This is a genomic window from Pseudomonas mandelii (assembly GCF_900106065.1).
Lineage (GTDB): Bacteria > Pseudomonadota > Gammaproteobacteria > Pseudomonadales > Pseudomonadaceae > Aquipseudomonas > Aquipseudomonas mandelii.
Genome location: NZ_LT629796.1, coordinates 4560761 through 4581910, shown reverse-complemented (window position 1 = coordinate 4581910; position 21150 = coordinate 4560761). Strand labels below are relative to the sequence as shown.

Annotated in this window: 21 protein-coding genes; 7 read left to right on the top strand and 14 right to left on the bottom strand. The window is 59.3% G+C overall.

Annotated elements, in window-relative coordinates; translation table 11 throughout:
- Positions 1-58: 58 nt before the first annotated feature.
- The 3 genes from BLU63_RS21210 to BLU63_RS21200 form a co-directional block, all read right to left on the bottom strand.
- Positions 59-1459, bottom strand: a complete 1401-nt coding sequence (locus BLU63_RS21210; RefSeq protein ID WP_083376135.1) for a Rieske 2Fe-2S domain-containing protein — start codon at positions 1457-1459, stop codon at positions 59-61.
- A gap of 123 nt (positions 1460-1582) precedes the next feature.
- Complete coding sequence (locus tag BLU63_RS21205) at positions 1583-2581, bottom strand: fumarylacetoacetate hydrolase family protein (RefSeq protein WP_083376134.1); 999 nt, start codon at positions 2579-2581, stop codon at positions 1583-1585.
- Positions 2578-3279 (bottom strand): SDR family NAD(P)-dependent oxidoreductase, encoded by a 702-nt coding sequence (locus BLU63_RS21200; RefSeq protein ID WP_083376133.1) that lies wholly within the window; start codon positions 3277-3279, stop codon positions 2578-2580. The genes BLU63_RS21205 and BLU63_RS21200 overlap by 4 nt, the downstream gene beginning before the upstream one ends.
- Before the next feature lie 139 nt (positions 3280-3418).
- Here BLU63_RS21200 and BLU63_RS21195 point away from each other — a divergent pair, with 139 nt between their 5' ends.
- A complete protein-coding gene (locus tag BLU63_RS21195; RefSeq protein ID WP_083377286.1) occupies positions 3419-3817 on the top strand; it encodes a Zn-ribbon domain-containing OB-fold protein in 399 nt (132 codons plus the stop codon).
- Entirely contained in the window at positions 3817-5007 is a 1191-nt protein-coding gene (locus BLU63_RS21190; protein ID WP_083376132.1) for a thiolase family protein, read from the top strand. Before BLU63_RS21195 ends, BLU63_RS21190 begins: the two co-directional genes overlap by 1 nt.
- A gap of 9 nt (positions 5008-5016) precedes the next feature.
- Here BLU63_RS21190 and BLU63_RS21185 read toward each other — a convergent pair whose 3' ends face one another.
- The 6 genes from BLU63_RS21185 to BLU63_RS21160 form a co-directional block, all read right to left on the bottom strand.
- Positions 5017-5802 (bottom strand): IclR family transcriptional regulator, encoded by a 786-nt coding sequence (locus BLU63_RS21185; RefSeq protein WP_083376131.1) that lies wholly within the window; start codon positions 5800-5802, stop codon positions 5017-5019.
- Between the two features lie 88 nt (positions 5803-5890).
- The gene (locus BLU63_RS21180; RefSeq protein WP_083376130.1) at positions 5891-7477 is read right to left on the bottom strand and encodes an MFS transporter; all 1587 of its coding nucleotides are present in this window, start codon (positions 7475-7477) and stop codon (positions 5891-5893) included.
- Between the two features lie 38 nt (positions 7478-7515).
- Positions 7516-8400 carry a fumarylacetoacetate hydrolase family protein gene (locus BLU63_RS21175; RefSeq protein WP_083376129.1) on the bottom strand — a complete coding sequence of 295 codons (885 nt, stop codon included), beginning with the start codon at positions 8398-8400 and terminating at the stop codon, positions 7516-7518.
- Position 8401: 1 nt separating this feature from the next.
- A complete protein-coding gene (locus BLU63_RS21170; RefSeq protein ID WP_083376128.1) occupies positions 8402-9352 on the bottom strand; it encodes a VOC family protein in 951 nt (316 codons plus the stop codon).
- Between the two features lie 66 nt (positions 9353-9418).
- The gene (locus BLU63_RS21165; RefSeq protein ID WP_083376127.1) at positions 9419-10177 is read right to left on the bottom strand and encodes an SDR family NAD(P)-dependent oxidoreductase; all 759 of its coding nucleotides are present in this window, start codon (positions 10175-10177) and stop codon (positions 9419-9421) included.
- Positions 10178-10228: 51 nt separating this feature from the next.
- Complete coding sequence (locus tag BLU63_RS21160; RefSeq protein WP_020300797.1) at positions 10229-10465, bottom strand: ferredoxin; 237 nt, start codon at positions 10463-10465, stop codon at positions 10229-10231.
- Between the two features lie 362 nt (positions 10466-10827).
- On the opposite strand from BLU63_RS21160, the gene BLU63_RS21155 reads away from it, so the two are divergent.
- The 4 genes from BLU63_RS21155 to BLU63_RS21140 all read left to right on the top strand — a co-directional run bounded on the left by BLU63_RS21155 (position 10828) and on the right by BLU63_RS21140 (position 14613).
- Positions 10828-12090 (top strand): MFS transporter, encoded by a 1263-nt coding sequence (locus tag BLU63_RS21155; RefSeq protein ID WP_083376126.1) that lies wholly within the window; start codon positions 10828-10830, stop codon positions 12088-12090.
- A 27-nt stretch (positions 12091-12117) separates the two neighbouring features.
- The gene (locus BLU63_RS21150; RefSeq protein WP_020300799.1) at positions 12118-12438 is read left to right on the top strand and encodes a 2Fe-2S iron-sulfur cluster-binding protein; all 321 of its coding nucleotides are present in this window, start codon (positions 12118-12120) and stop codon (positions 12436-12438) included.
- A gap of 20 nt (positions 12439-12458) precedes the next feature.
- Positions 12459-13694, top strand: a complete 1236-nt coding sequence (locus BLU63_RS21145; RefSeq protein WP_083376125.1) for an NAD(P)/FAD-dependent oxidoreductase — start codon at positions 12459-12461, stop codon at positions 13692-13694.
- 85 nt (positions 13695-13779) lie between these two features.
- The gene (locus BLU63_RS21140; RefSeq protein ID WP_083376124.1) at positions 13780-14613 is read left to right on the top strand and encodes an oxidoreductase; all 834 of its coding nucleotides are present in this window, start codon (positions 13780-13782) and stop codon (positions 14611-14613) included.
- 43 nt (positions 14614-14656) lie between these two features.
- Here BLU63_RS21140 and BLU63_RS21135 read toward each other — a convergent pair whose 3' ends face one another.
- From BLU63_RS21135 to BLU63_RS21115, 5 genes are all read right to left on the bottom strand, one after another.
- The gene (locus tag BLU63_RS21135) at positions 14657-15007 is read right to left on the bottom strand and encodes a nuclear transport factor 2 family protein (protein WP_083376123.1); all 351 of its coding nucleotides are present in this window, start codon (positions 15005-15007) and stop codon (positions 14657-14659) included.
- A 7-nt stretch (positions 15008-15014) separates the two neighbouring features.
- Positions 15015-16331, bottom strand: coding sequence for an MFS transporter (locus BLU63_RS21130; RefSeq protein ID WP_083376122.1), 1317 nt, complete (start codon positions 16329-16331; stop codon positions 15015-15017).
- Positions 16332-16363: 32 nt separating this feature from the next.
- Complete coding sequence (locus tag BLU63_RS21125) at positions 16364-17152, bottom strand: SDR family NAD(P)-dependent oxidoreductase (protein ID WP_083376121.1); 789 nt, start codon at positions 17150-17152, stop codon at positions 16364-16366.
- A gap of 85 nt (positions 17153-17237) precedes the next feature.
- The gene (locus tag BLU63_RS21120) at positions 17238-18269 is read right to left on the bottom strand and encodes a hypothetical protein (RefSeq protein ID WP_083376120.1); all 1032 of its coding nucleotides are present in this window, start codon (positions 18267-18269) and stop codon (positions 17238-17240) included.
- Positions 18270-18320: 51 nt separating this feature from the next.
- A complete protein-coding gene (locus BLU63_RS21115) occupies positions 18321-19598 on the bottom strand; it encodes a cytochrome P450 (protein WP_172962146.1) in 1278 nt (425 codons plus the stop codon).
- A gap of 182 nt (positions 19599-19780) precedes the next feature.
- On the opposite strand from BLU63_RS21115, the gene BLU63_RS21110 reads away from it, so the two are divergent.
- On the top strand, positions 19781-20446 hold the full coding sequence (locus tag BLU63_RS21110) for a TetR/AcrR family transcriptional regulator (RefSeq protein ID WP_083376119.1): 666 nt from the start codon (positions 19781-19783) through the stop codon (positions 20444-20446).
- Positions 20447-21150 lie beyond the last annotated feature (704 nt).

Here is a 21150-nt window from a genome sequence, read left to right as displayed (position 1 = left end):
GCTGATACCAGCGACGGCGGCCCGCGAGGGCCGCGATCAAACCAGGCGTGACGGACGCTTACTGGTCGTCCGATGCAGTCATCAGCTCATGCCAGTACAACCACCAGTGCCACTGGGTATCGTCCTTGGTAAAGCCTTCGTTGACGATGCCCGGGCCAGGCCAGCCCTCCGGTGCGCCCGTTTCAAATACCGCCTGGTATTTCATCGTGCTCTTGCGGCCCATCGCGCCTTTGGCGGCCAGGGTCATGTGCGGCCAGGTGTCGGAGTCATCCTGCTCAACCATACCGGACGTGCCGAACAGCTGGATGGTTTGCTTGAGCATCTTGTCGCGCAGTTCCGGGGAAGCGTCTTTCTCAGCAAATACCCAGTTGACGAACTCGAGCTTGTCCGGACCTTGCGGCACGTAGGCGTGCAGGGTCATCGAGCCGACGACAGTGCCATCCGGCTGCGGAATGTAGACAAAACCGAAAAGAATGTTCGGGAACATCCCACCAACTTGCGGCGGCATGCTGGTGAGCACTTTCAACTGATCTTCGGTGAGATTGCGTGCCAGCTGTTCGACCATGTCGGCGGTCATGCCGGCAGGCGGCAATGCTTCGAGCTTTTGCTGCACACTCAACTCTGCCGGATCGAGGCCGGTCAGGCGCTTGATCTTGCGCGCCAGGTCGATGCAGCGCAGGGCATGGCCATGGGGCGAGCTGATCTCGACGCCGATCATTTCCGGGCTGAGGTCGGCTGTTTCGCCCTCTCCTTTCTTGGCGTAGTTACCCACTTCACCCAACCAACGATGCAAGGTCAGTGTGTGGAAACCGTCGGCCGCCGATTGCTCGCCAGCCGTTTTCCAGTTGGCGTTAACGATAAAGCGCTGCGGTGGACCGAGTACTTCCATGCCCTTGTCGGAACGGCAGAAGAGCATGTCGTAATACCACTTGGCATCGCCGAGGAATTCGTCAAACGACGGCCCGTCGATATTCCAGGTCGCGAAAACCAAACCGCCATACAGTGTGACCCGAGCCTTTTTCAGGCCCAATTCTTCTTTGGGCAGCATCTTGCCGTGCATGCATTCACGCTCGACAGGCGAGCCGACGAAGTCACCATTCGGGCGGAAGGCCCAGCCGTGATAGATGCATTTATGAATTTGCGTGTTGCCGCAATCGGCAGTGCTGATGCGCATGCCGCGGTGCGGGCACACGTTGAGGTTGACGTACACCTCGCCCTCTTTACCACGGGCAACAATGACCGAGTCGGAGCCCAGGTCGCGGACCATGAAGTCTCCGGAATTGGGAATCTCCGACTCGTGACCCAGGAGTACCCAGATCTTGCCGAAGATTTTTTCCATCTCCAGCTCGTAGATTTCGCGATCGGATAACACGCGCATTTGTACTTCACGGCTAGAAGGATAGATGAGGTCGGAGACCTTGGTTCCATCAGACAATACGGGGCTTGTTCTTGTTAGCATGATTGCCTCCTGATCAGAGCGTCACGACAGTAGTCGCAGCGAAATATAAGACACTTTCTCTATTTATGTACATAGAATTCACTTTGCACTTGTAAGTGAATTCTTCCGTCATTCACGTACGCGTCAATCCTTGCTCGACGCCTTGCCCACTTGAGTGCGCAGCACACCAATGCCGTCGATCTCCAGTTCAACCACATCACCAGGCTTCAAATAACGCAATTGCTCCAGGCCGCAGCCGTTTCCGACTGTGCCGGAACCAAGAAACTCACCGGGGTACAGGGTTTCCGAACGAGACACGTGGGCAATCACGTCTTCGAAACTCCAGCGCATATCGCGGGTATTGCCGCGCCCCCACTCCTCGCCATTGACCCGGGCGACCATGTTCAGGTCATAGGGATCACCCAGCTCATCGGCTGTCACCAGACAGGGGCCCATGATGTTGGCGGTATCGAAATCCTTGCTCTTGGCCGGGCCGAGCATGCCCGGCATTTCCAGGGCCTGGGCGTCGCGGGCACTGATGTCGTTAAAGATGGTGTAGCCGACGATATGCGCCCGGGCGGCTTCACGGCTGATGTCTTTGCCGCGCTTGCCGATGTAGCAACCGAACTCCAGTTCGAAATCCATCGCCCGACTGAAACTTGGCCATTGGAATTCATCGTCGATGCCAATCACCGCGAAACGGTTGCCCTTGTAGTAGATGGGCTGCTTGTTGAAGGTCTCGATGACCCGGTCGTCGGCGCGTGTGTTCATCGCTTTCAGGGTGGCTTCGGGGTCTTCGGTACGCAGCGCACGGGCGCGACGGGCCGCCGCGAAGCTCTGGCGCAGATGCAATTCGAAGCAGGAACAGTCGCGCATTTGTGGAGGTGGCTGGATCGGTGCGCGCAGCTTCACGCTGTCACGCTCCAGCACTGCCGCCGAGGGAGCCTTGGCAACCAACGAACGGGCTAACTCAAGCGCCGGCTCACCGGCCTCAACCAGCGCCAGAATGCTGCTTAATGCCACACTGTCGCGACCTTCCAGCAAGCGGTAAGCGTCTTGCAGGTCGAGGACCTGCTGGTCCCGATTGAGCAATGCTCCCGCGCGATCAAAACCTTCGGCATCGGTATACGTCACCAGTCTCATACGCGGCCACTCACGGGCAGCAGCGCACCGGTTACCGCTGCGGCTTCATCGGATAACAGAAATGCCACGACCGCCGCCAACGCCTGCGGGGTGACCCAGCGGCTGCTGTCGGCATCAGGCATGTCGGCGCGGTTGGCGGGGGTGTCAATAATGCTCGGCAGCACAGCGTTAACCGTTACACCACGATCCTTCAGCTCCTCGGCCAACGCCTCGGTCAACCGGGCCACACCGGCCTTGGAGGCGGCGTAAGCCCCCATACCTGTTGCGGCTTTGACCGAGGCCAGCGCGCCAATGTTGACGATACGCCCTGCCCCGGAATCCAGCAGGTGCGTCAACGCCGATTGGGAACTGACCACGGCGGTACGCACGTTCATCTGGTAAAGCCGATCCCAGGTCAGCAGGCTTCCACCTTCGACGGTCTCCCAGGCAAAACCGCCCGCGACATTGACCAAACCGTCGATACCACCCAAATGCGCCGCAATCTGCTCGAACGCCGCGCTGGCCGATTCGACCGAAGTCAGGTCAACATCGCCCACACACAGCAGATTTTCCGTGTCCAATAAAGCGGCTGGGGCCTCGCTACGATCCAGCAACGCCACCCGGGCGCCACGCGCCAGCAGAAATTTGCCAAGTGCGCTGCCGAGGGCACCAAACCCGCCGGTGACGACTACCCTCTTGTCCAATAGTGATTGGAACATCGCGAAATCCTCTTGTTGTTGTTTTACGGCGCGAACGGTCGATTCGCGCCTTTGTCCGGATGAATATATGACACTTTTAGAAAATATGTACAAATGATACCGTATGACTTCAAGTCAAACACTCACCTGCGGACCGCTGATGCCTAGAAAACTGCCTGCACTCAACGCCGACAACCGCGCCTTCTGGCAAGGCGGTCAACAGGGCGAACTGCTCGTTCATCGCTGCGCAGCCTGTAGCCGGTATTTCCACCCGCCCGCGCCGCTGTGCCCGCATTGCGCAAGCTTTGACGTCGCGCCGCAAGCGGTGTCCGGCAAGGGCAAAGTGCTCAGCTTCACCATCAACTATCAGGCTTGGACCCCCGACCTGGAGGTGCCCTATGTGGTGGCAATCATCGAGCTGGTTGAACAACCCGGCTTGCAGTTCGTGAGCAACGTGGTGGGCATACCGGTCACGGATGTGCATATCGACATGCCGGTACGGGTCAGCTTCCTCAATGTCGAGGATGTGTGGTTGCCTCTGTTCGAGAAGGATCAGTGATGTTCGATCATCGTTATGAGAAAGACGTAGCCATCACCGGCATCGGCCAATCGGAAGTCGGGCGACCCTCGAACAAGTCAGCGATGCGCCTGACCCTGGATGCCTGCCTCGAAGCCATTGCCGACGCCGGCCTGCAACGCAGCGACATCGACGGCGTAGCCTGCTGGCCGGGCGACAACAACAATGGCGACCCGTTTTCACCGGTCGGTCCCAGTGCGCTGAAGAGCGCCCTCGGGCTCAACGTCAACTGGTTCGGTGGTGGTTATGAAGGGCCCGGCCCGCTCACCGGTGTGATCAACGGGGCCATGGCGATTGCGGCGGGCCTGTGCAAGCACGTACTGGTGTTTCGCACCATCACCGAAGCGTCGGCGCGCATGGTCAACAAACAGGCCGGTGCACTGACCAACAAAACCCAGGGGCGCGACAGCAGCTACGCCTGGCAGTGGTTTACGCCGTTCAATGTGCAATCGGGCATCAATCTGATGGCGTTGTATGCTCAGCGCCACTTCCATGAGTACGGCACCCGACCGGAGCAGCTGGCGCAAATAGCCCTTACTTGTCGCCAGAACGCCATGCGCAATCCGAAAGCGCTGTACCGCACGCCGATGAGCATGGATGACTACATGGCCTCGCGGATGATTTCGACGCCTCTGCGCATGTTCGACTGCGACGTGCATTGCGATGCGTCCACCGCCATCATCCTGTCCCGTCGTGATATCGCCCAGGACCAGCCGAACAAACCGATCCGCATTGAGGCCATGGGCGCAGCGTTGAACCAGCCCTGGTCGTGGGATCAGATCTCCCTGACCAAAATGGCCGCCTTCGATGTCGGCGAGATGATGTGGGCGCGCACCGACTACACCCCGCAGGATGTCGAATCTGCGCAGTTGTATGACGGATTTTCGATCTTGACCCTGATCTGGCTGGAAGCCCTGGGCCTGTGCCCCACCGGACAAAGTGGTGCGTTCGTCGAGGGTGGCACGCGCATTGCGCTGCAGGGCAGCTTGCCCATCAATACCAATGGCGGGCAGCTGTCTGGCGGACGCACCCACGGCCTGGGTTACGTGCATGAAGCCTGTCTGCAACTGTGGGGTCGTGCCGAAGGCCGGCAAATCCGCGAACACCGCGTCAGCACGGTGGCAGCCGGAGGCGGCCCGTTGGGGGGCAGCCTGCTTCTGGTTCGCGAGTAACGGCGCGCCTCAGTAGAGTACGCCGGCTACTTCGCTACAGAACTCGATCAGCGCCTTGCCCAGTTCGGCAAGGCCCTCTTCATCCCGTTGGCCACGGAACATCACCGCTGACACGGTGAAATCGATGCTGTTGGTCGGTGAAAAGACCGGCGCTGCAATGGCTAGAATCCCTCCCGAGAAATGCCCATCGTCCATTGCCCAACCGCGCTCGGCAGCTTCCCGGACCTCTTCGCGATAGACCTCCAGCGACAGTGGCTGGGCCCAGCGAATCGTCTCGAAGCTGCTCTGTACTTCCGGGTCGTCGAGGTCGATCTGTGTGGCGAACAACCGGCCGCTGGCGCCCATCAGAATCGGCAGACGCTGACCTTCGGCCATGTCGATACGCACATCGGTCGGGCTCGCAGCGGAGCTGACAATGACGATTCGGTCAGGGCTCATTTTGCGCCACAGGGTGATGGTCACCCGCTGGCGCGCAGCCAGGTTCTGCAACAGCGGTTTGGCCATCTGTACGCGATGACCCTGGGTCACCAATTGTTCGACCAGACGCGCCAGGCCCAGGCCCACGGTGTAACGCTTGGAAAGCGCACTGAAATCGACCACCTCCTCTTGCACCAGGGTACGCAGGATGTTGAAGCAGGTGCTAGGGTTGATTTTCAGTTGCCGGGCGATGTCCACTGAGCGTTCCGGCGTACCCACCTGACTGAGATAGCGCAAGATGCGCATGGCGTTAGAAACCGGCTTGACGAGGGTTGCGCCGGCCGATTTGCTGCTGTCGTTGACGTCAGTGAGTTCCATGCCCGATCCAGTAACTTTAGAGTGGCGCCATTCTAGCCTGAGAATGATTGGCGCCGTAAAAGTTTTATCTGGGAATTACTCGATCACTTCAATCGGTTAGTTTCACTGGCGGCTGATAGATCAAACGGCGGGTTTGCAGATCTTCGCGACGAAAACGCTCGATGAGACGCTCTTGGGCATGGTCGGCCTGGGTCACCCGAACCTGTTGGCGCAAGTATTCCAGCCAGGACTCGACAATAAAGCGCTCGCTGTAGAGTTGCGGGTCCGCCATGTCGCGGTACAAACGCCAGTTTTGCGCGCCGTTGCGCCGTCGTGCCTTGCCTACCGTGTACACCGCGGCAAGAAAGTCATCGCGATCTGGCGCCGCCACCTGGTACACAATCTCCACCGATACCGGTCCATCGGAATGGGACACTGGACTGGCCAGTTGCAGTGTGTCGGTCAAATGAACCTCGGCAAAGTCTGCTTCCTGGCCCAGCTCCACATGGCCATTGCGGGTCAGCGCGATACCGACCAGCAACAACAGTGTCGAGAGCAGCAAGCTCTGGCTCAACCCCAGGTATTCGGCCAATGCCCCCCATATCGCACCTCCGGCTGCCATCGCGCCCATCAGGATCAACACATAGACCGATGCGACCCGCGCGCGTACCCAGTTGGCGGCATAGGTTTGCACCACCGTGGAAATGGTCGCGTTGACCGCCATCCAGCCAAACCCCGCCAGCAGCATCATCGCGCAGACCGCATAGCGGTTGTTGGATAGCGCGGCAGTGAGAGTGGCGAGGGCAAAGGAGAAGGCGCCGCAAACCAGCAGATGACGCATGCCCAGTACGCGATACAGCCGCGGCAAGCTGAGTGCAGCCAACACGGCACCGGCACCAAGAAACGCCATGAGCAAGCCATAACCACCGGCATCCATGCCCAATTCCTGCTTGGCCACCAGTGGCATCAAGGCCCACAAAGCGCTGGCACTCATGGTGAACACCAGAACCTGCTTCATGGCGCTGAACAGGACCGCTGAATGCCGGATGTAGCGCAGGCCACTGCGCATGCCGCCGGTCATGGTTTCCGGTGGCAAGCCCACGGTGGGCGGGTTGGGCGCGATACGAAAGAGGAAGAGCAGCACCGCGAACATACACAGCGCGATTACCAGAAATACCGAGGTCGTGTTCCAGTACGCAATCAGTGCACCCGCCAGCGCGGGGCCCAAAGCGCGGGTGGCATTGATGGAAATTCCGTTCAAGGACACTGCGGCCGGCACTTGGTCGCGGGGCAGTACACCGACCATGGTCACCATCCACGCCGACATGCCCAACGCACTGCCGGTACCGAGCACAAAGGTAAACGCCAGCAAGCCCCAGGTTTCCAGGTGCGCGCTGTACGCCAGCCCACACAATACCAGCGCGGCGAACAGCATCATGCACTGGGTAATGATCAGCCAACTGCGACGGTCCACCCGATCGGCAATCACCCCACCGGGAAAGGCAAACAGGAACACCGGCAGGGTCACGGCGGTTTGCACCAGAGAGACCATGGCTGCCGAGGTCGTCAATGTGGTCATGATCCACGCCGCGGCGACCGTCTGCATCCAGATAGCCATGTTGACCACTGCGGCTGCCAGCCATAAGCCGCGGAACGCTTTATTGCGAAACGGCGCCCACGCCGAGCCCTCGCTCATCTTCACTCCTCAGCGGCTACGCCAGTCAAAATCAGGAATTATTTGTCCAGCGGCTGACCCAGTCGCCCCATCGCCCGCGAAGGGCTGAGCTGACGCGGCTGAGCGATGGAATTGCGCAGTTGGCCGATGCCTTTGATTTCAGCCTCGACCCAATCACCCGGCTGCAGAAAACGCCCGCTTTCCAGCCCTACACCGTGGGTTGAGCCAGTGAACACCAGATCGCCAGGACGCAGACTGATGCGTGCATCCAGATAATTGAGCAACTCGTCCAGGGGAAAAATCATTTGCCGCGTATTGTCCTGCTGGCGCACTTCGTCGTTTACGCTCAGGCGCATATCCAGTGTCGGTTGCCCGGTAATGCCCAGATCGTCGGCGGTCACAATCCAGGGCCCCACTGGCGTGGTGCGGTCCATGGATTTCTGGGTCAACAGGTCAAGACGACCAATCTGCTTGCCGGCATCCCGCGCGCTGATGTCATTGCCTACGGTGTACCCCAGTAGGCAAGCGCTGGCATGGGGTTCATCCAGCAAAGGGCGACCCACCACGGCGACGAGTTCCACCTCGTAATCAAGCTGGGTGGTCAGCGGCGAATAATCGATCTCGTCATTGGCACCGACCAGCGCTGACTCAGGTTTCATGTAGGCCAGCGGGTGCGCCGGCGCCTCACTGCCCAGGCGCTTGAGGTGGCTGAGGTAATTGAGACCCACACCAAATACCCGGCTGCCCGGTTCCAGCGGCGCAAGCAGGCGCGAAGCCGACAACGGCAACCATTCGCCACTCAGGTCCAGGGCGTCTGGCGTAAGATCCGCCCCTAGCCCGGCCCAGTGGGTGAACGGCGCATGAATACGCCGCAGGCGGTCAGTTTGCGCATCCAGCAACGCCCAGAACGCTTGCCCGTCCACCTCGACCCGCGCCAGGCGCATATCAGTGCTTGGCCAGGTACGTCGGCAGGTACTCGGCGTCGAGTACTTCTTCCGGTGTCTTGACGCTGGCACCAAGAATTGGCCCGACCATTTCGTGGCCCCACAGACTGAGCTTTTCCGGATTCAGCTCGTAGGGATCGCCTTGCCATGGCTCGATTTCAGCAATGGTCTCAAAGGCAAACCCGGACGGATTGAAATGGTAGAACGACAGATGGGGGTCCTGGGCATGTTGGCCGAGGGTCATCATCATCGGCAGTTCACGCTGACGCACGATGTCGTAGGTCTCACCGACATCACGCACGTTGCGCACAAACAGCCCGACATGTTGCACGCCCATGCGACCCGGGCCGTGGCCATACGCGATGTCATGACTGGTGTGATGGTTGAGTTTGGAGCGGAAGAAACCGGTTCGTCCTTTGCCCGCACCGGCGCCATACCAGCTGAAACCCATGACGTTAAGCAGGAAGTCTTCCAGTTCCGGTGTGTAGTCCGGGGTGATCAGCACCACATGACCCGCGCCTCGTTCGTCGGCAAGGAAACCACTGTGCGGACGGCCCGGCTGGAACGAGCGCGGCAGCCATTTTTGCCCGTAAAACAATTCGTGCTGATACCCCACCGGGTCACGAAAACGCACCAATTCACGCACGCCACGCTTTTCGCACAGTTCGGCATCACCGCGGGTGTAGTCGACATTGGCCGCCGCCAGCTTCTTGATACCGTCCTCGAACGCCATGCGCCCCACCGCTTCCCAGCCGATGTAGACAATTCGGTCCACCTTGCCTGGGTGGAAAGCAAAGCGATGGCGGCGATCATCGATCTTGAAGTACAGCGAATCGGGATCACTCTCGGGGTTCTTGCCGATGCCAAACCCCATCACCTGCGGGCCATACTCACGCCACGCTTCGAGATTTGGGGTCTCAAAGCCCATGTAACCGATACCGATGATGTCCACGTTATTCACCTTGTTATTGTTCGAGATGAAAGGGTGCCGGTACCCCCTGCCGGGGCGCCGCGCGTGCTAGATCGCGAGTAACCCGCCATCGATGACGAAGTCCGAACCGGTAATGAATGAAGCTTCATCCGAGGCGACAAAGACCGCCATAGCCACCACTTCCTCGGGTTCGCCGGGGCGATCCATCAATACGCCATCCAGCAACATGGCACGCATCTTGGGGTCTTCCAGAAACGGCCGGGTGCCAGGCGTCGCGACAAATCCCGGGCTCAAACTGACCGCACGGATACCGAACGGCGCCCCTTCTACCGCCAATTGGCGAGTGAAGGACACCACCGCGCCCTTGGCAGCTGAATGCGCGGAAATGCCGGCAACTTTCGAGCCACCCCAGGCGGCGGTGGACGATACGTTGATGATCACCCCGCGCTGTTCGGCCAAGTGGTGCCAGGCATATTTGGTCGTATAGAACAGCAGGTCGATTTCATTGCGCATGGTGTACTGCCAATCTTCGATCGACAGCTCGCTGACCAATCCGAAACGTGCGGCGGAAGCATTGTTGTAGAGAATGTCGATGCGCCCGTGTTCAGCCACGGCGGCATCGATCCAGGCCTTGGCCTGTTCGTGATCGCCCAGGTCCACGGGTGCCGAGCCGTACAGGGTAAACCCCTCGGTCTGCATCAACGCTGCAGTCTCCTCGTGACCTTCGGCGTTGAAATCGCAACCGACCACAATCGCCCCTTCACGGGCAAAACGCAGCGCCGCAGCCCTGCCCTGGCCGCCGCCAGTACCGGTAATCAGCGCGACCTTGTCTGGTAATCGTCCCATTAGCACATCCTCACCTCAGTGGTTATCACGTTGCAGCTGACGCTCACGCCATCAAACAGCTTCGTCATCCGGGGTGATGGGTTCAAGCCAGATGGCCTCCGCTGGGCAGGCGGCCGCACCCTCACGCGCCTCCTCCTCCAACTCGGGCGGCACCCGGGCGTCGTCGAGGTACACCATGCCATCGGCATCAAGCTTGTACAGGCTGGGACAAATCGCAGCACACAAACCATAACCACAGCAGCGGCTTCGGTCGGCCACCGCTTTGAATTGCGCTTTTTCTGAACTCATTTTTTTCTCCTTTATCAGGTTCAGCCTCTGCAAATTATGAACACTTATTTATTTTATGTGCAATTAATTTTTAACGCGGATATGCTGAGACTCATCCGCTGTCGCTAGTCACTGCCTTGGCATCGAAACGGGTGAATCGCAGCAGGATGTTGAACACGGCTAGCTTCAGAGTGATTCAACAGTGGGTGCAACGCATGAAAATCGTTTGTCCGTTAGTCAGATAGCGGCGCTGGACAAAGGCGAATTTCTGATTTTATTCTGATTAAAAAACCAGATTCTGTTCAAAGAATCTGCTGGCGGTGGTCCACATCACCACTTGTAGCAGTGCTTGGCTCAACAAAACCTATAAGGAAGCCAACTTCATGCACCCGTCTAGAAACGAAGCGGCAATCGATCTGCGCGAATTCCGCCAAAGCTGGAAAATCCTGATTTTGTCGGTCGCCGGAGTGGCCATCAGCATCAACGCTGCTCTGCTCTATGGCTTCGGCACACTGGTGGTGCCGCTAGGCGATGCCTTTGGCTGGAGCAAAAGTGAACTGCAAGCCTGCATCACCTTTCTGTTTGGCGGCGCGGTGGTGTCATTGCAGTTGGTGGGTTGGTTCAACCTGCGCTACGGCATGAAGCGCGTGACGGTTATTTCCCTGCTGCTGTTGTCACTCGGCTACCTGGCGACCACGCAACTGACCCAATCGATCTGGTCGATGTACATCGCCTTTGCGCTACTGCCCATCGTTGGCATGGGCGCGCTGGCGGTGACCTGGACCCAACTGATAAGCCTTTGGTTCGACAGCAATCGCGGCCTGGCGCTGGCCATTGGTCTGTCCGGGACCGGCGTCACCGCCGCCACCATTCCTCGCCTGATGGCGTGGGGTATCGAGCAATGGGACTGGCGCGCGGCCTTCGTGATTCTCGCGCTGCTCAACCTGTTGGTGCTGCTGCCGCTGATCCTGCTGTGGTTCAAGCTACCCACTGTTGCAGGTCAGCGTGACGACGGTCATGCGCTGGAGCAATTGCCCGGCATGTCTTTTCGTGAAGGTATGGGCTCGCTGAAATTCTGGACCTGCAACCTGGCGCTCAGCCTGGTGATTTCTTCGATTGTCGGCATGGTCACCAGCACCGTGCCCATGCTGCAAGCCCGAGGTCTGTCCGCCGGGGACGCGGCCACCATCTTCAGCTGCTTTGGTATTTCGCTGATCTTCGGCCGCATGCTTATCGGCTATCTGCTCGATCGTCTGTGGCCGCCGATTGTGTCTGCGATCAGCCTGGTGCTGCCCGCCGTCGGTTGTTTCATCTACCTGAGCCCGACCACCGAATTTGCTCCGCTGATGCTGGCGGCGGTGCTGGTGGGATTCGGCGCCGGGGCGGAGTTCGATATTGCCGCATTCCTGATTGCCCGCTACTTCGGCTTGCGCGAATACGGCCGCCTGTTCGGTGTGCATCAGGGCCTGAATACCGTGGCCTCGGCGCTGGCGCCGCTGCTCTTCGCGTACATGCTGGCGCGCACTGGTTCGTATAACGCGATGCTGGTTTACAGCGCCGCCTGCTGCCTCATCGGTCCGCTGTTGCTACTGACCCTGGGGCGCGTACCGCACTTCAATGCGCAAACCATTCCCAGCCAATCCTGAGCCCCCCAACAAGAATCGGAGCAGAACATGCCCACATTGACGTTTATTGAACACAACGGCACCGCCCATCAGGTCAAAGGCGACATCGGCCAATCGGTGATGCAAGCCGCGACCTTCGCCTCGGTGCCGGGTATTTCTGCCGACTGCGGTGGTGCCTGCAGTTGCGCCACCTGCCATACCTATGTCGACGAGGCCTGGCTGGGCAAGGTGCAAGCGGCGGAAGGCATGGAGAACGACATGCTCGAGTACGCTTTCGAACGCCGTGACAGCAGCCGCTTGAGCTGTCAAATGATCATCAGCGAAGACATGGACGGCATGGTTCTGCACCTGCCGTCGTCGCAATTCTGAATGCGCTTGAAGGAGCTCCCATGACCCTCGCCTCAGTCGTTATCGTCGGTGCTGGCCAGGCCGGATTTCAGGTCGCTGCCTCCCTGCGTCAGGAAGGCTATGACGGGCGCATCACCCTGATCGGCGATGAGCCAGGCCTGCCCTACCAGCGCCCGCCATTGTCCAAGGCCTATCTGCTTGGCAAGATCCAGGCGACCAATCTGCTGTTTCGTCCTGCTGATTTCTACACCACCCAGCGCATTGAACTGCTGCATGACCAGGCGACCGCGATCGACCGCCTGAACCGACGCGTGGTGTTGGCCTCGGGTGCTGCCGTCAGTTACGACCACTTGGTGCTGGCTACCGGAGCCCACAACCGCCCCCTGCCGGTTCCCGGCGCAGAGCTGCCGCAAGTGTTCGGTATCAAAACCAAAGCCGATGCCGATGCCCTGGCGCCGCTGGCCAAAGAGGCGCGCAACGTGGTGGTGATTGGTGCCGGGTTTATCGGCCTTGAGTTCGCGGCGGTGGCCGCTGCCCTAGGGGCTAATGTGCACGTACTGGAGCTGGGCGAGCGCCCCATGGCCCGCGCCGTTTCGCGGGAGATGTCGGAGTTGTTTCGCCAGGCACATGAAGGCTGGGGTGTGCATTTTGACTTCCGCCAGGGCTTGAGCCGAATCGACGGCGACAACGGCAAGGTGTGCGCGGTGCAAACCGGTGACGGACGTGCGCTCCCTGCTGACCTGGTGGTGTTTGGTATCGGTGTGATTCCCAATGCGCAACTGGCGACTGAGGCCGGTCTGGACATCGAGAACGGCATCAAGGTGGACGCCAGTCTGCTGACCTCTGACCCACAAATTTCCGCAGTGGGGGATGTCGCCAGCTTCCCGTGCCTGCAAAACAATGAGTTACACACCCGCCTCGAGTCGGTGCAGAACGCCGTCGACCAGGCCCGCGCCGTGGCCGCACGATTGATGGGCAAACTGGCGCCCTATAGCGCCCTCCCCTGGTTCTGGACTGATCAAGGCAACTTGAAGCTGCAGATTGCCGGTCTCTCCCATGGCTATGACATTACCGTCGTGCTCGGTTCAGTCGAAGAACATCAAGCGTCAGTGCTGTGCTTTCGCGATGACCGTCTGGTGGCCGTGGAATCCTGCAATCGCATGGGCGATCACATGGCGGCGCGCAAGATTCTCGCCCGCGCACCCAAGCTGACGGCGGTCGAGGCCGCCGCTGACGGATTCGACCTGAAAGCCTGGGAAGCGGCCAACCGCGACTGAACACTGCGCTGATCTTTCACGCACGCTGCCGCGCCCGCCTCAGAGCTGACGCGGCATTTTTTTGCACAACGACTGGAGCGATGCAATGAACAAAGTCTGGTTTATTACCGGTGCGGCTCGAGGCTTGGGTGCCGCCATTGCCAAGGCCGCCTTGGCCGACGGTGACCGCGTGGTGGTCAGCGCCCGGCGTATCGAAGCGCTGGAAACTGTCTTCGCCGAGTACGGCGAACGTGTGCTGGCCGTGGCCCTGGATGTGACCGACGAAGCCCAGGCATTGGCAGCCGTAGAGACCGCCATGGCGCATTTCGGCCAAATCGATGTGCTGGTCAACAACGCCGGTTATGGCCAACTGGCGCCGTTTGAAGACAATTTCGCCAGCGACGCCGACCAGCAATTCGCGACCAACGTATTTGGTGTGTTCAACGTCTGCCGCACTGTGCTGCCCGTCATGCGTCAGCAACGCAGCGGCCGGGTGTTCAACGTGTCTTCAATGGGGGGCGTGGTCGGGATGGGCGGTGCGGCGCTGTACTGCGCGTCTAAATTTGCTGTGGAAGGTTTTTCCGAATCCCTGGCCCAGGAAGTAGCGCAGTTCGGCATCAAGGTCACGCTGGTGGAGCCCGGGGTTTTCCGTACCGACTTTCTCGACCCCAGCTCAGCAGTCTTCGGTAAACGTGGGCTGGAGGATTACGCCGCCTTCACCGCCAAAGTCAAAGGCGCGTCGGCCGCCTACAACCATCAGCAAAACGGCAACCCGGCGAAACTGGGCGAAGCGCTGGTGCACCTGGCCAACAGCGAACATCCACCGTTGCGTTATCTGGCGGGCTCCGACGCTTATCAGCAGGTCAGTGATAAGCTCAACAGGATGCTCGCGGAAATCGAGCAATGGCAGCAGTTGTCCCATTCCACCGATGGTGTCTAGGCGCCGACGCGCACAGCCTTTCTGACGAGGCTGTGCGCAACGATTACTGGTTGATGAAATAACGCACGGACAACTTTCCATCTTCGAACCGATACAACTCGATCGTTTCGATGCCACCTTCCTGCTCGCGAAAGGCGTTCAGGTGATGGCACGCCGCTTCATTGCCATTGACGATGCACTGGCGTACCTCGACGCGAACCCTGGTTTGCTGCTGCGCCCACATGCCTTCCAGCACCTGCCATGCATCAGCCTGCGGCTTGCCGACGTATTCTATACTCAAGCCGTTGGCCGAGACGCTGCGGTAGTGAGCGAAAAAGCCCTCCTTATCGCCCCGGTTCCAACAGTCGATCTGCCCGTGTAGAAAGTGCTCGATTGCGTATTTGTCCATGCTCATATCACGTTCATCCTCGGGTGGGTTCAGGCGTGTTGCCGTTGCGCAGTTTTTGCTGACGGGCGAGAAATGCCGGCTCCATCCTCAACCACAGCAGAATGGTCGGGCCGATAATGGCGCAGCAGAAACAGCACACCAGCACGGCGGAATAGCTGCCGTACAGGTCATAAAGATGGCCGAACAGCATGGGCACCAGACCGGACACAATGGTGATCAGGCACAGGTGCAGGCCAAAAATCCGCGCGTAGTCTTTCAAGCCGAAATAGCGCGCCATCAGGAATGCCGCTAGATCGAACTCAGCCCCGGCACTGGCGCCGATGCACAGGGTCGCCAGCACCAGCAACGGTGTGTTCTGCGCGCCGCCAAAGAGAAAGATCGCGCAGCCAAATGCGGGTAGCGCCAGGCTCACGGCGGCCACCACCGAAGGTGAATAGCGGTCCAGTAGATAACCCACCAACAAGCGTCCGCCGATGATGGAAATACCAAAGGTGCTGAAGATCTGGCTGGCTTGCTGCGCACTCAGGCCCTTGCTTTGCAGCATCGGCACCATGTTGGTGACCATGCCGACGGTCAACGACACCGACAATATCAACGCGACGTTAAAGCCCCAGTACATCCCTGAGCGCACTGCTTGTTTAAAGGACATGCCGGACAGCTCCGGAAGTTCCTTTTGCGTCGTCGTGTCAGGACTGGCGAGCAGCGCCGGCATGCGCAACCACATCAATGCCAAGGGCAGCGTAAACAGCAACGGCATCGCGCCCAATGCAATAAATCCGGCTTGCCAACCGTAGGCGGCAATCAGCCGCGACAACAAGGGTGGCAGAATCATCGCCATCAGCCCGGTGCCACACAGAATCACAGCCAACGCCAGTCCACGGTTACGCTCGAACCAGAGGTTGACCAATTGTGTCCAGGTGATCGCAATGGTCCCGGCACAGATGATGGGCATGCTGAAAAACGCCAGGTACAACCAGCCGATTGAACCCTGAATCCGCGTGATCGCAAAGTAACCGACGATCTGCAGCACAATCGAAACAATCGCCACCCGGCGCAGACCGAAACGACGGTACAGCCAGCCGACCAGTTGCGTGGAAATCGCCACCCCGGCGAAGAGAAAGGTGATGGAGGCTTGCAAGTCGCCACGGCTCCAACCGAACGCCTGCTCCAGTGGAATCACCAGTGTGCCGAAGGCGTACAGCAACGCAGCGGTAATGCTGGTGCAGATGCCAAACAGGCCTAGGACAACCACCCGCCAGCCGCGCTTGAACTCGGAAAAATCATTGCCAGCGTGGGCAGTGGTGCTGCTACTGCGTGTATCCGATGTCATGACCTGACTCCCATCGCGCACGTGCGACTTGATTAATGGCCCTTGAGGATTTCTTCGACTTTGGGCAGCGCGATCATGGTGGCGCCGCCATCCACCAGCAGCGAGGTGCCGGTGATATAGGAAGCCTCGTTGGAGGTCAGGAACAGGACGGCGTTGGCAATGTCGGCGGATTCGCCCAAACGCCCTACCGGGAAATGTGCGGCGAGTTTATGCGGCAGTTCATTGCCAAGGGTTTCGAGCATGTGGTCAGTGCCGATCAGTCCAGGCTCGACGACGTTGACCAGAATGTTCATGGCGCCGAATTCCACCGCCAGGCCACGGGCGAAGGCATTCATGAAGGCTTTGCTGGAACCATAGGCAATCAGTCGAGGGGTGTATTTACGGTTGGCTTCGCCGGACGAGATGAAAATCAGCCGGCCTTTGTCGACCGCTTTGGACAGGTATGGCGCGCTGTCCTTGGCCAGCCAGAACAGCGACTGAATATTGCTGCGAACGATGTGATCAAAGGTGTCATCGGCCATTTCGGCGATCAGCCCGTGGCTGGTATCGGCGGCGCAATGCACCACAATATCCAGACCACCAAAATGCTCTACACCACCTTGCACCATTGACTTGATCGCCTCGCGGTCGGCGATGTCGCCACCGACCAGACAGGCTTGCGCGCCCAGGGCCTTGATCTGGGCAATGGTTTCTTCGCCATATCGAGCGGTGCGTGCCGACACCACTACCTTGGCGCCCTCTCGGGCATAGGCCAGGGCAATGGCGCGGCCCATGCCTCGGCCGGCACCAGTGACCAGCACGACTTTGTCACGGAATTTCATCGTGATTCCTCATTGTTGTTATTAGAGAGGCTACTGATGCAGCGTATGCGCCGGATAATGATCGCAACCCGGCGCACCCGGCTGATTACAGGTCCTTGCCTGGAACGTTGCGGGCCGAGCCGTTACGCCGGTCCGATTCGCCCCAGCCCAGCCAGTGAGACGGCTCGCGGGTATCGCCCACCCGGCGCCAACGGCCTTCCTGCTGCGCCGTGATCGGGAAGCCGCCGACGAAGTCGATCATCTCGCCCTTCTCGTCCGGCAGGAACTCCCACGCTTCCTCGCCCTCAAGCACAATTTTCGCGGACTTGAGGAAGTAGCTGCCGTCCTTGTGCTCGGTGTGTCCTTCGATATCGGTGGTCACCCGCACTTCGCCTTTTTCATTGTTGAAAATGGCGTAACCCAAGTGGTCGTGACCGACCATGAAAGAACCGGTATCCCACGTGCCGTCTTTATAAACGGTGACGAAAGACCACCAGATCACATGCTTGTTGTTGTTCACCACCAGGTCTTTCTTGAAGTGGATGGCGCCGCCTTCAGCCATGTAAAACTGATCCAGTGCCATCGCGCCTTTGACTGGACGCCCTTCGCAGACGCCGGCGATGTCCCACAACTGCGAAACGTAGAAAGTGCCCCATTCCACGCCGGGTAAATACCACTGCAGTCCCGGACCGAGCAGACGTCCTTCGAGGTTAAACAGGCCTTCTTCTTTCCAGGTCAAGCGTTCGCTGCTGGCCGTTATTTCCCAAGCGTTACCGGCTTCACCCGGTTGGCTGGCCCAACGTGCGACATCGCCTTCCAGGCTGTGCACCGGCAACGGCGTCAGTGCCTGACGGGCCATTTTTTCGTGATCCATGCGCAGGTGAACGTTGTCGACATGGTTGTTCAGGTAGAAGAACTTGGTTGGATTCGGCGTGCCATTTGGCGCCATCAGCGAGCGGACGAAGGAATAGATATTGCCTTGCTCATCGCGCACCGATCCGAACGGCGAACTCTTGCTCAGGTGCAGGCCGAAGAAGCCGCGCTCTGATGACATCGACGCGCCGGTGACCTGGTGCGGCCCAACCAGTTGTTGGAAGCCGAAATCACCGCGTTCGGGGATGGTTTTAAACGTTCTCATAATGCCCTCTGTTGTTTTTGTTGAGGCAGGGAAACGGGATTGCGGCGTGGCTCAGTCCCAGATCACCGGGAGCGTGGACACGCCACGCAACTGCGCGCCGCCGATCTGCGGGACGGGTTGGCTCGGGTCGAGGCGCAAGTTAGGGAGGAGGTCGAGGATTGCGTTGACCGCGCAGCTGATCTCCACCTTGGCAACGAACTGACCGATGCACATGTGCGGGCCGAAGCCGAAACCGAAGGAGGGTTTGGGCTTGCGGTCAATGTCGAATTCATCGGGGTTTTCAAATGCGTCTTCGTCGCGGTTGGCAGACACCACCATGCACTGGACGAACGAACCCTTCGGGATTTTCACACCATGAAATTCCACTTCTTTGGCAGTTTCGCGCACTTTGAAAGTGGCCACCGGTTCAAATCGCGTGGTTTCATCCATCAGCTTGCCGATCAGCGAGCGGTCGGCCTTGACCCGGTCCAGTAACCCGGGTGTGGTGAGCAGCAAGGTCATCACCGAGCCGAACATGCGCGTGGTGGTTTCGCCGGCGGCCGGCAACAGTGAGCGAGTGAAGGTGATCACCTCGTGGTCATCCAGCGTGCGCCCTTCGTATTCCGCGCGCAGCAAACGACCGACCACATCATCGCCCTGGCTGCCCTCGGCACGACGTTGCACCACGACCTCGGCAAGCGCGTCGTACAGACCTTTGACGGCGATCCCGGCCTGTCGCCGCGCTTCGACCATTTTACTCGGGTCAATCTGGTTGCCGCCGACAATTGCCAAGGCCCAGGCCGCGTATTGCTTGTACTTGGAGGGTTCATCCGAGGGGAAGCCCATCAGGGCGTACATGACGCGAATCGGCAGCTCGAGACCGAACTTCATCAAGTCGGCCTTCTTCGCCGGCAACATCGGCAGGATGTACTCCTCACGGATGACCTGGTCGATCTGTGGGCGCCACTTGTTCACGGTCTCCGGCATGAACGCCGGTTGCAACAAGGCACGCACTTTGCGGTGCTCGTCACCGTCCATGGCCAGAATGATCAAACCATCGAAAAACGCTCCCAGTCCTTCGGCAATAAATCCACTGGTGTAAGTCGCACCATCGCGCAGAACCGTCATCACGTCCTGGTATTTGAACAAGGCGAAGGTCGGGCGAGTACCCTGCTGGGTGCCGGCATTGGTCGGGACGCCAAACTGGATGATGAAGTCGCCTTCATAGATGGGCGATTTCAACCGTTGCTCGCGGCACACCGCGTGAATATCCAGGTCGGTGCCACGATACATTTCCGACACGGCGGAGTATGCGGTTGCCAGCTCCAGCGCTGCGCTTTCGTTGCTCATCAGGATCTCCAGTCTTGTTTTTGTTCTTCTTGCATACCAAGATTGCCCGGCTGCCACCCCATGGTATGCGGTTGCCTCTACACCGGTGACCCGCTTCGTTTGACTCGGGGTCAAACGAAGCCTTCAGGGAAAATGCTTCAAGGTATGAATAGCCAGACCCATTCAGGCATAAGGAGTACAAGGTGGCGGTAAAGGCAGGCGAAGGTGGCGAACAGGGCAAACGCAATACGATGAATCGCCTGCTCGCGGCAGCGCGCGTGGAGTTCGCCAGAAAAGGCCTGGCCGGTGCGCGCGTGGAAGAAATTGCCCGGGAAGCCGGCGTCACCAAGCAACTGGTCTACCACTATTACAACTCCAAGGAAGGCCTGTTTGTAGCGGTACTGGATGAGTCTTCGGACAACATCATGTCCGAGCTGGTCAACCTCAATGTCGAAGAGCTTTCACCGCCAGTGGCGATGCGCGCCGTGCTCAACCATTTTTTTGACCAGTACCGTCTGGACCCCTTCCTCGGCAGCCTGGCGCTGGAAGGCATTCGCTACCATGACACCCACGAAACACCGCGTAACCACTTTCTGGAAATGGCACCGAAGCTGATTGCCAAGCTTGACGCGATACTGTTGCGCGGCGCCGCCAGTGGTGATTTTCGCGCCGGCATCAACCCGCGTTTGTTATTGGCCAGCGCTTCGTTGGTGACTACGGGCTGGTTTACCAATCGGTATTCGATGTCGGCACTTGCCGGGCTGGATACGGACTCCGAGCAAGGCATGGCTACGTGGCGGCAGTACTCGGCGGACTTTGTTCTGGCTAGCATTTCGCTGGGGGCCGATAGAACAGTCGACCTTGGTTGATTGTTGGGGATGACGCAGTTTTTTCAGGGGTACATATCCGTTTCTGCGGCGACGGCGGGTATTGGTTTCGCTTTTACAGCGACTCACTTTGAAAAGCCCAAAGTAAGCAAAGGCTCTTGCCCCACCACTTGGCACCTCGCCTAGGCTCGGTGTGCCCGAACGCAGGCATTGCTCCGCGGGTCGCCGCGATGGGCCATCCCTGGCCCAGCGCGGCTAAACCGGCATGCTTGCCGGTTTCCCCGCTGCGCAATGCCTGCGTTCGGCCAGCGTGGTTAACGGGGCGCCTCAGATCAAAATCAAAACCGAGGCGGCCTGACAGCCGACCTTGGCGTCAAGCGGGCGTGCTTCGCTGGTTTGATCGTGTACATGATTTGAATTGGCAATATGACCGTGTAGGAACCGGCTTGCTGGCGATAGCGGTGGGTCAATCAACCTGTTTATTGACTGGACAGCCGCTATCGCCAGCAAGCCGGCTCCTACAGGGATCGCGCACGACCAAAGAACCAGGTCGGCTATCAGGCCGCCTCGCACGATTTTGATCTGGCTTTTGATCTTCTTGCCCCCTCGAGAGGCCGAGCGCAGGTTCTGCGCAGTGGGCAACCCGGCAGGGATGCCGGGTTAGCCGCCCCCGGCCATGGATGGCCGATGGCGGCGGGCCCACGGAGCAGGACCGGAGCGAGGGCATGCCGAGCCACAGCGAGGCA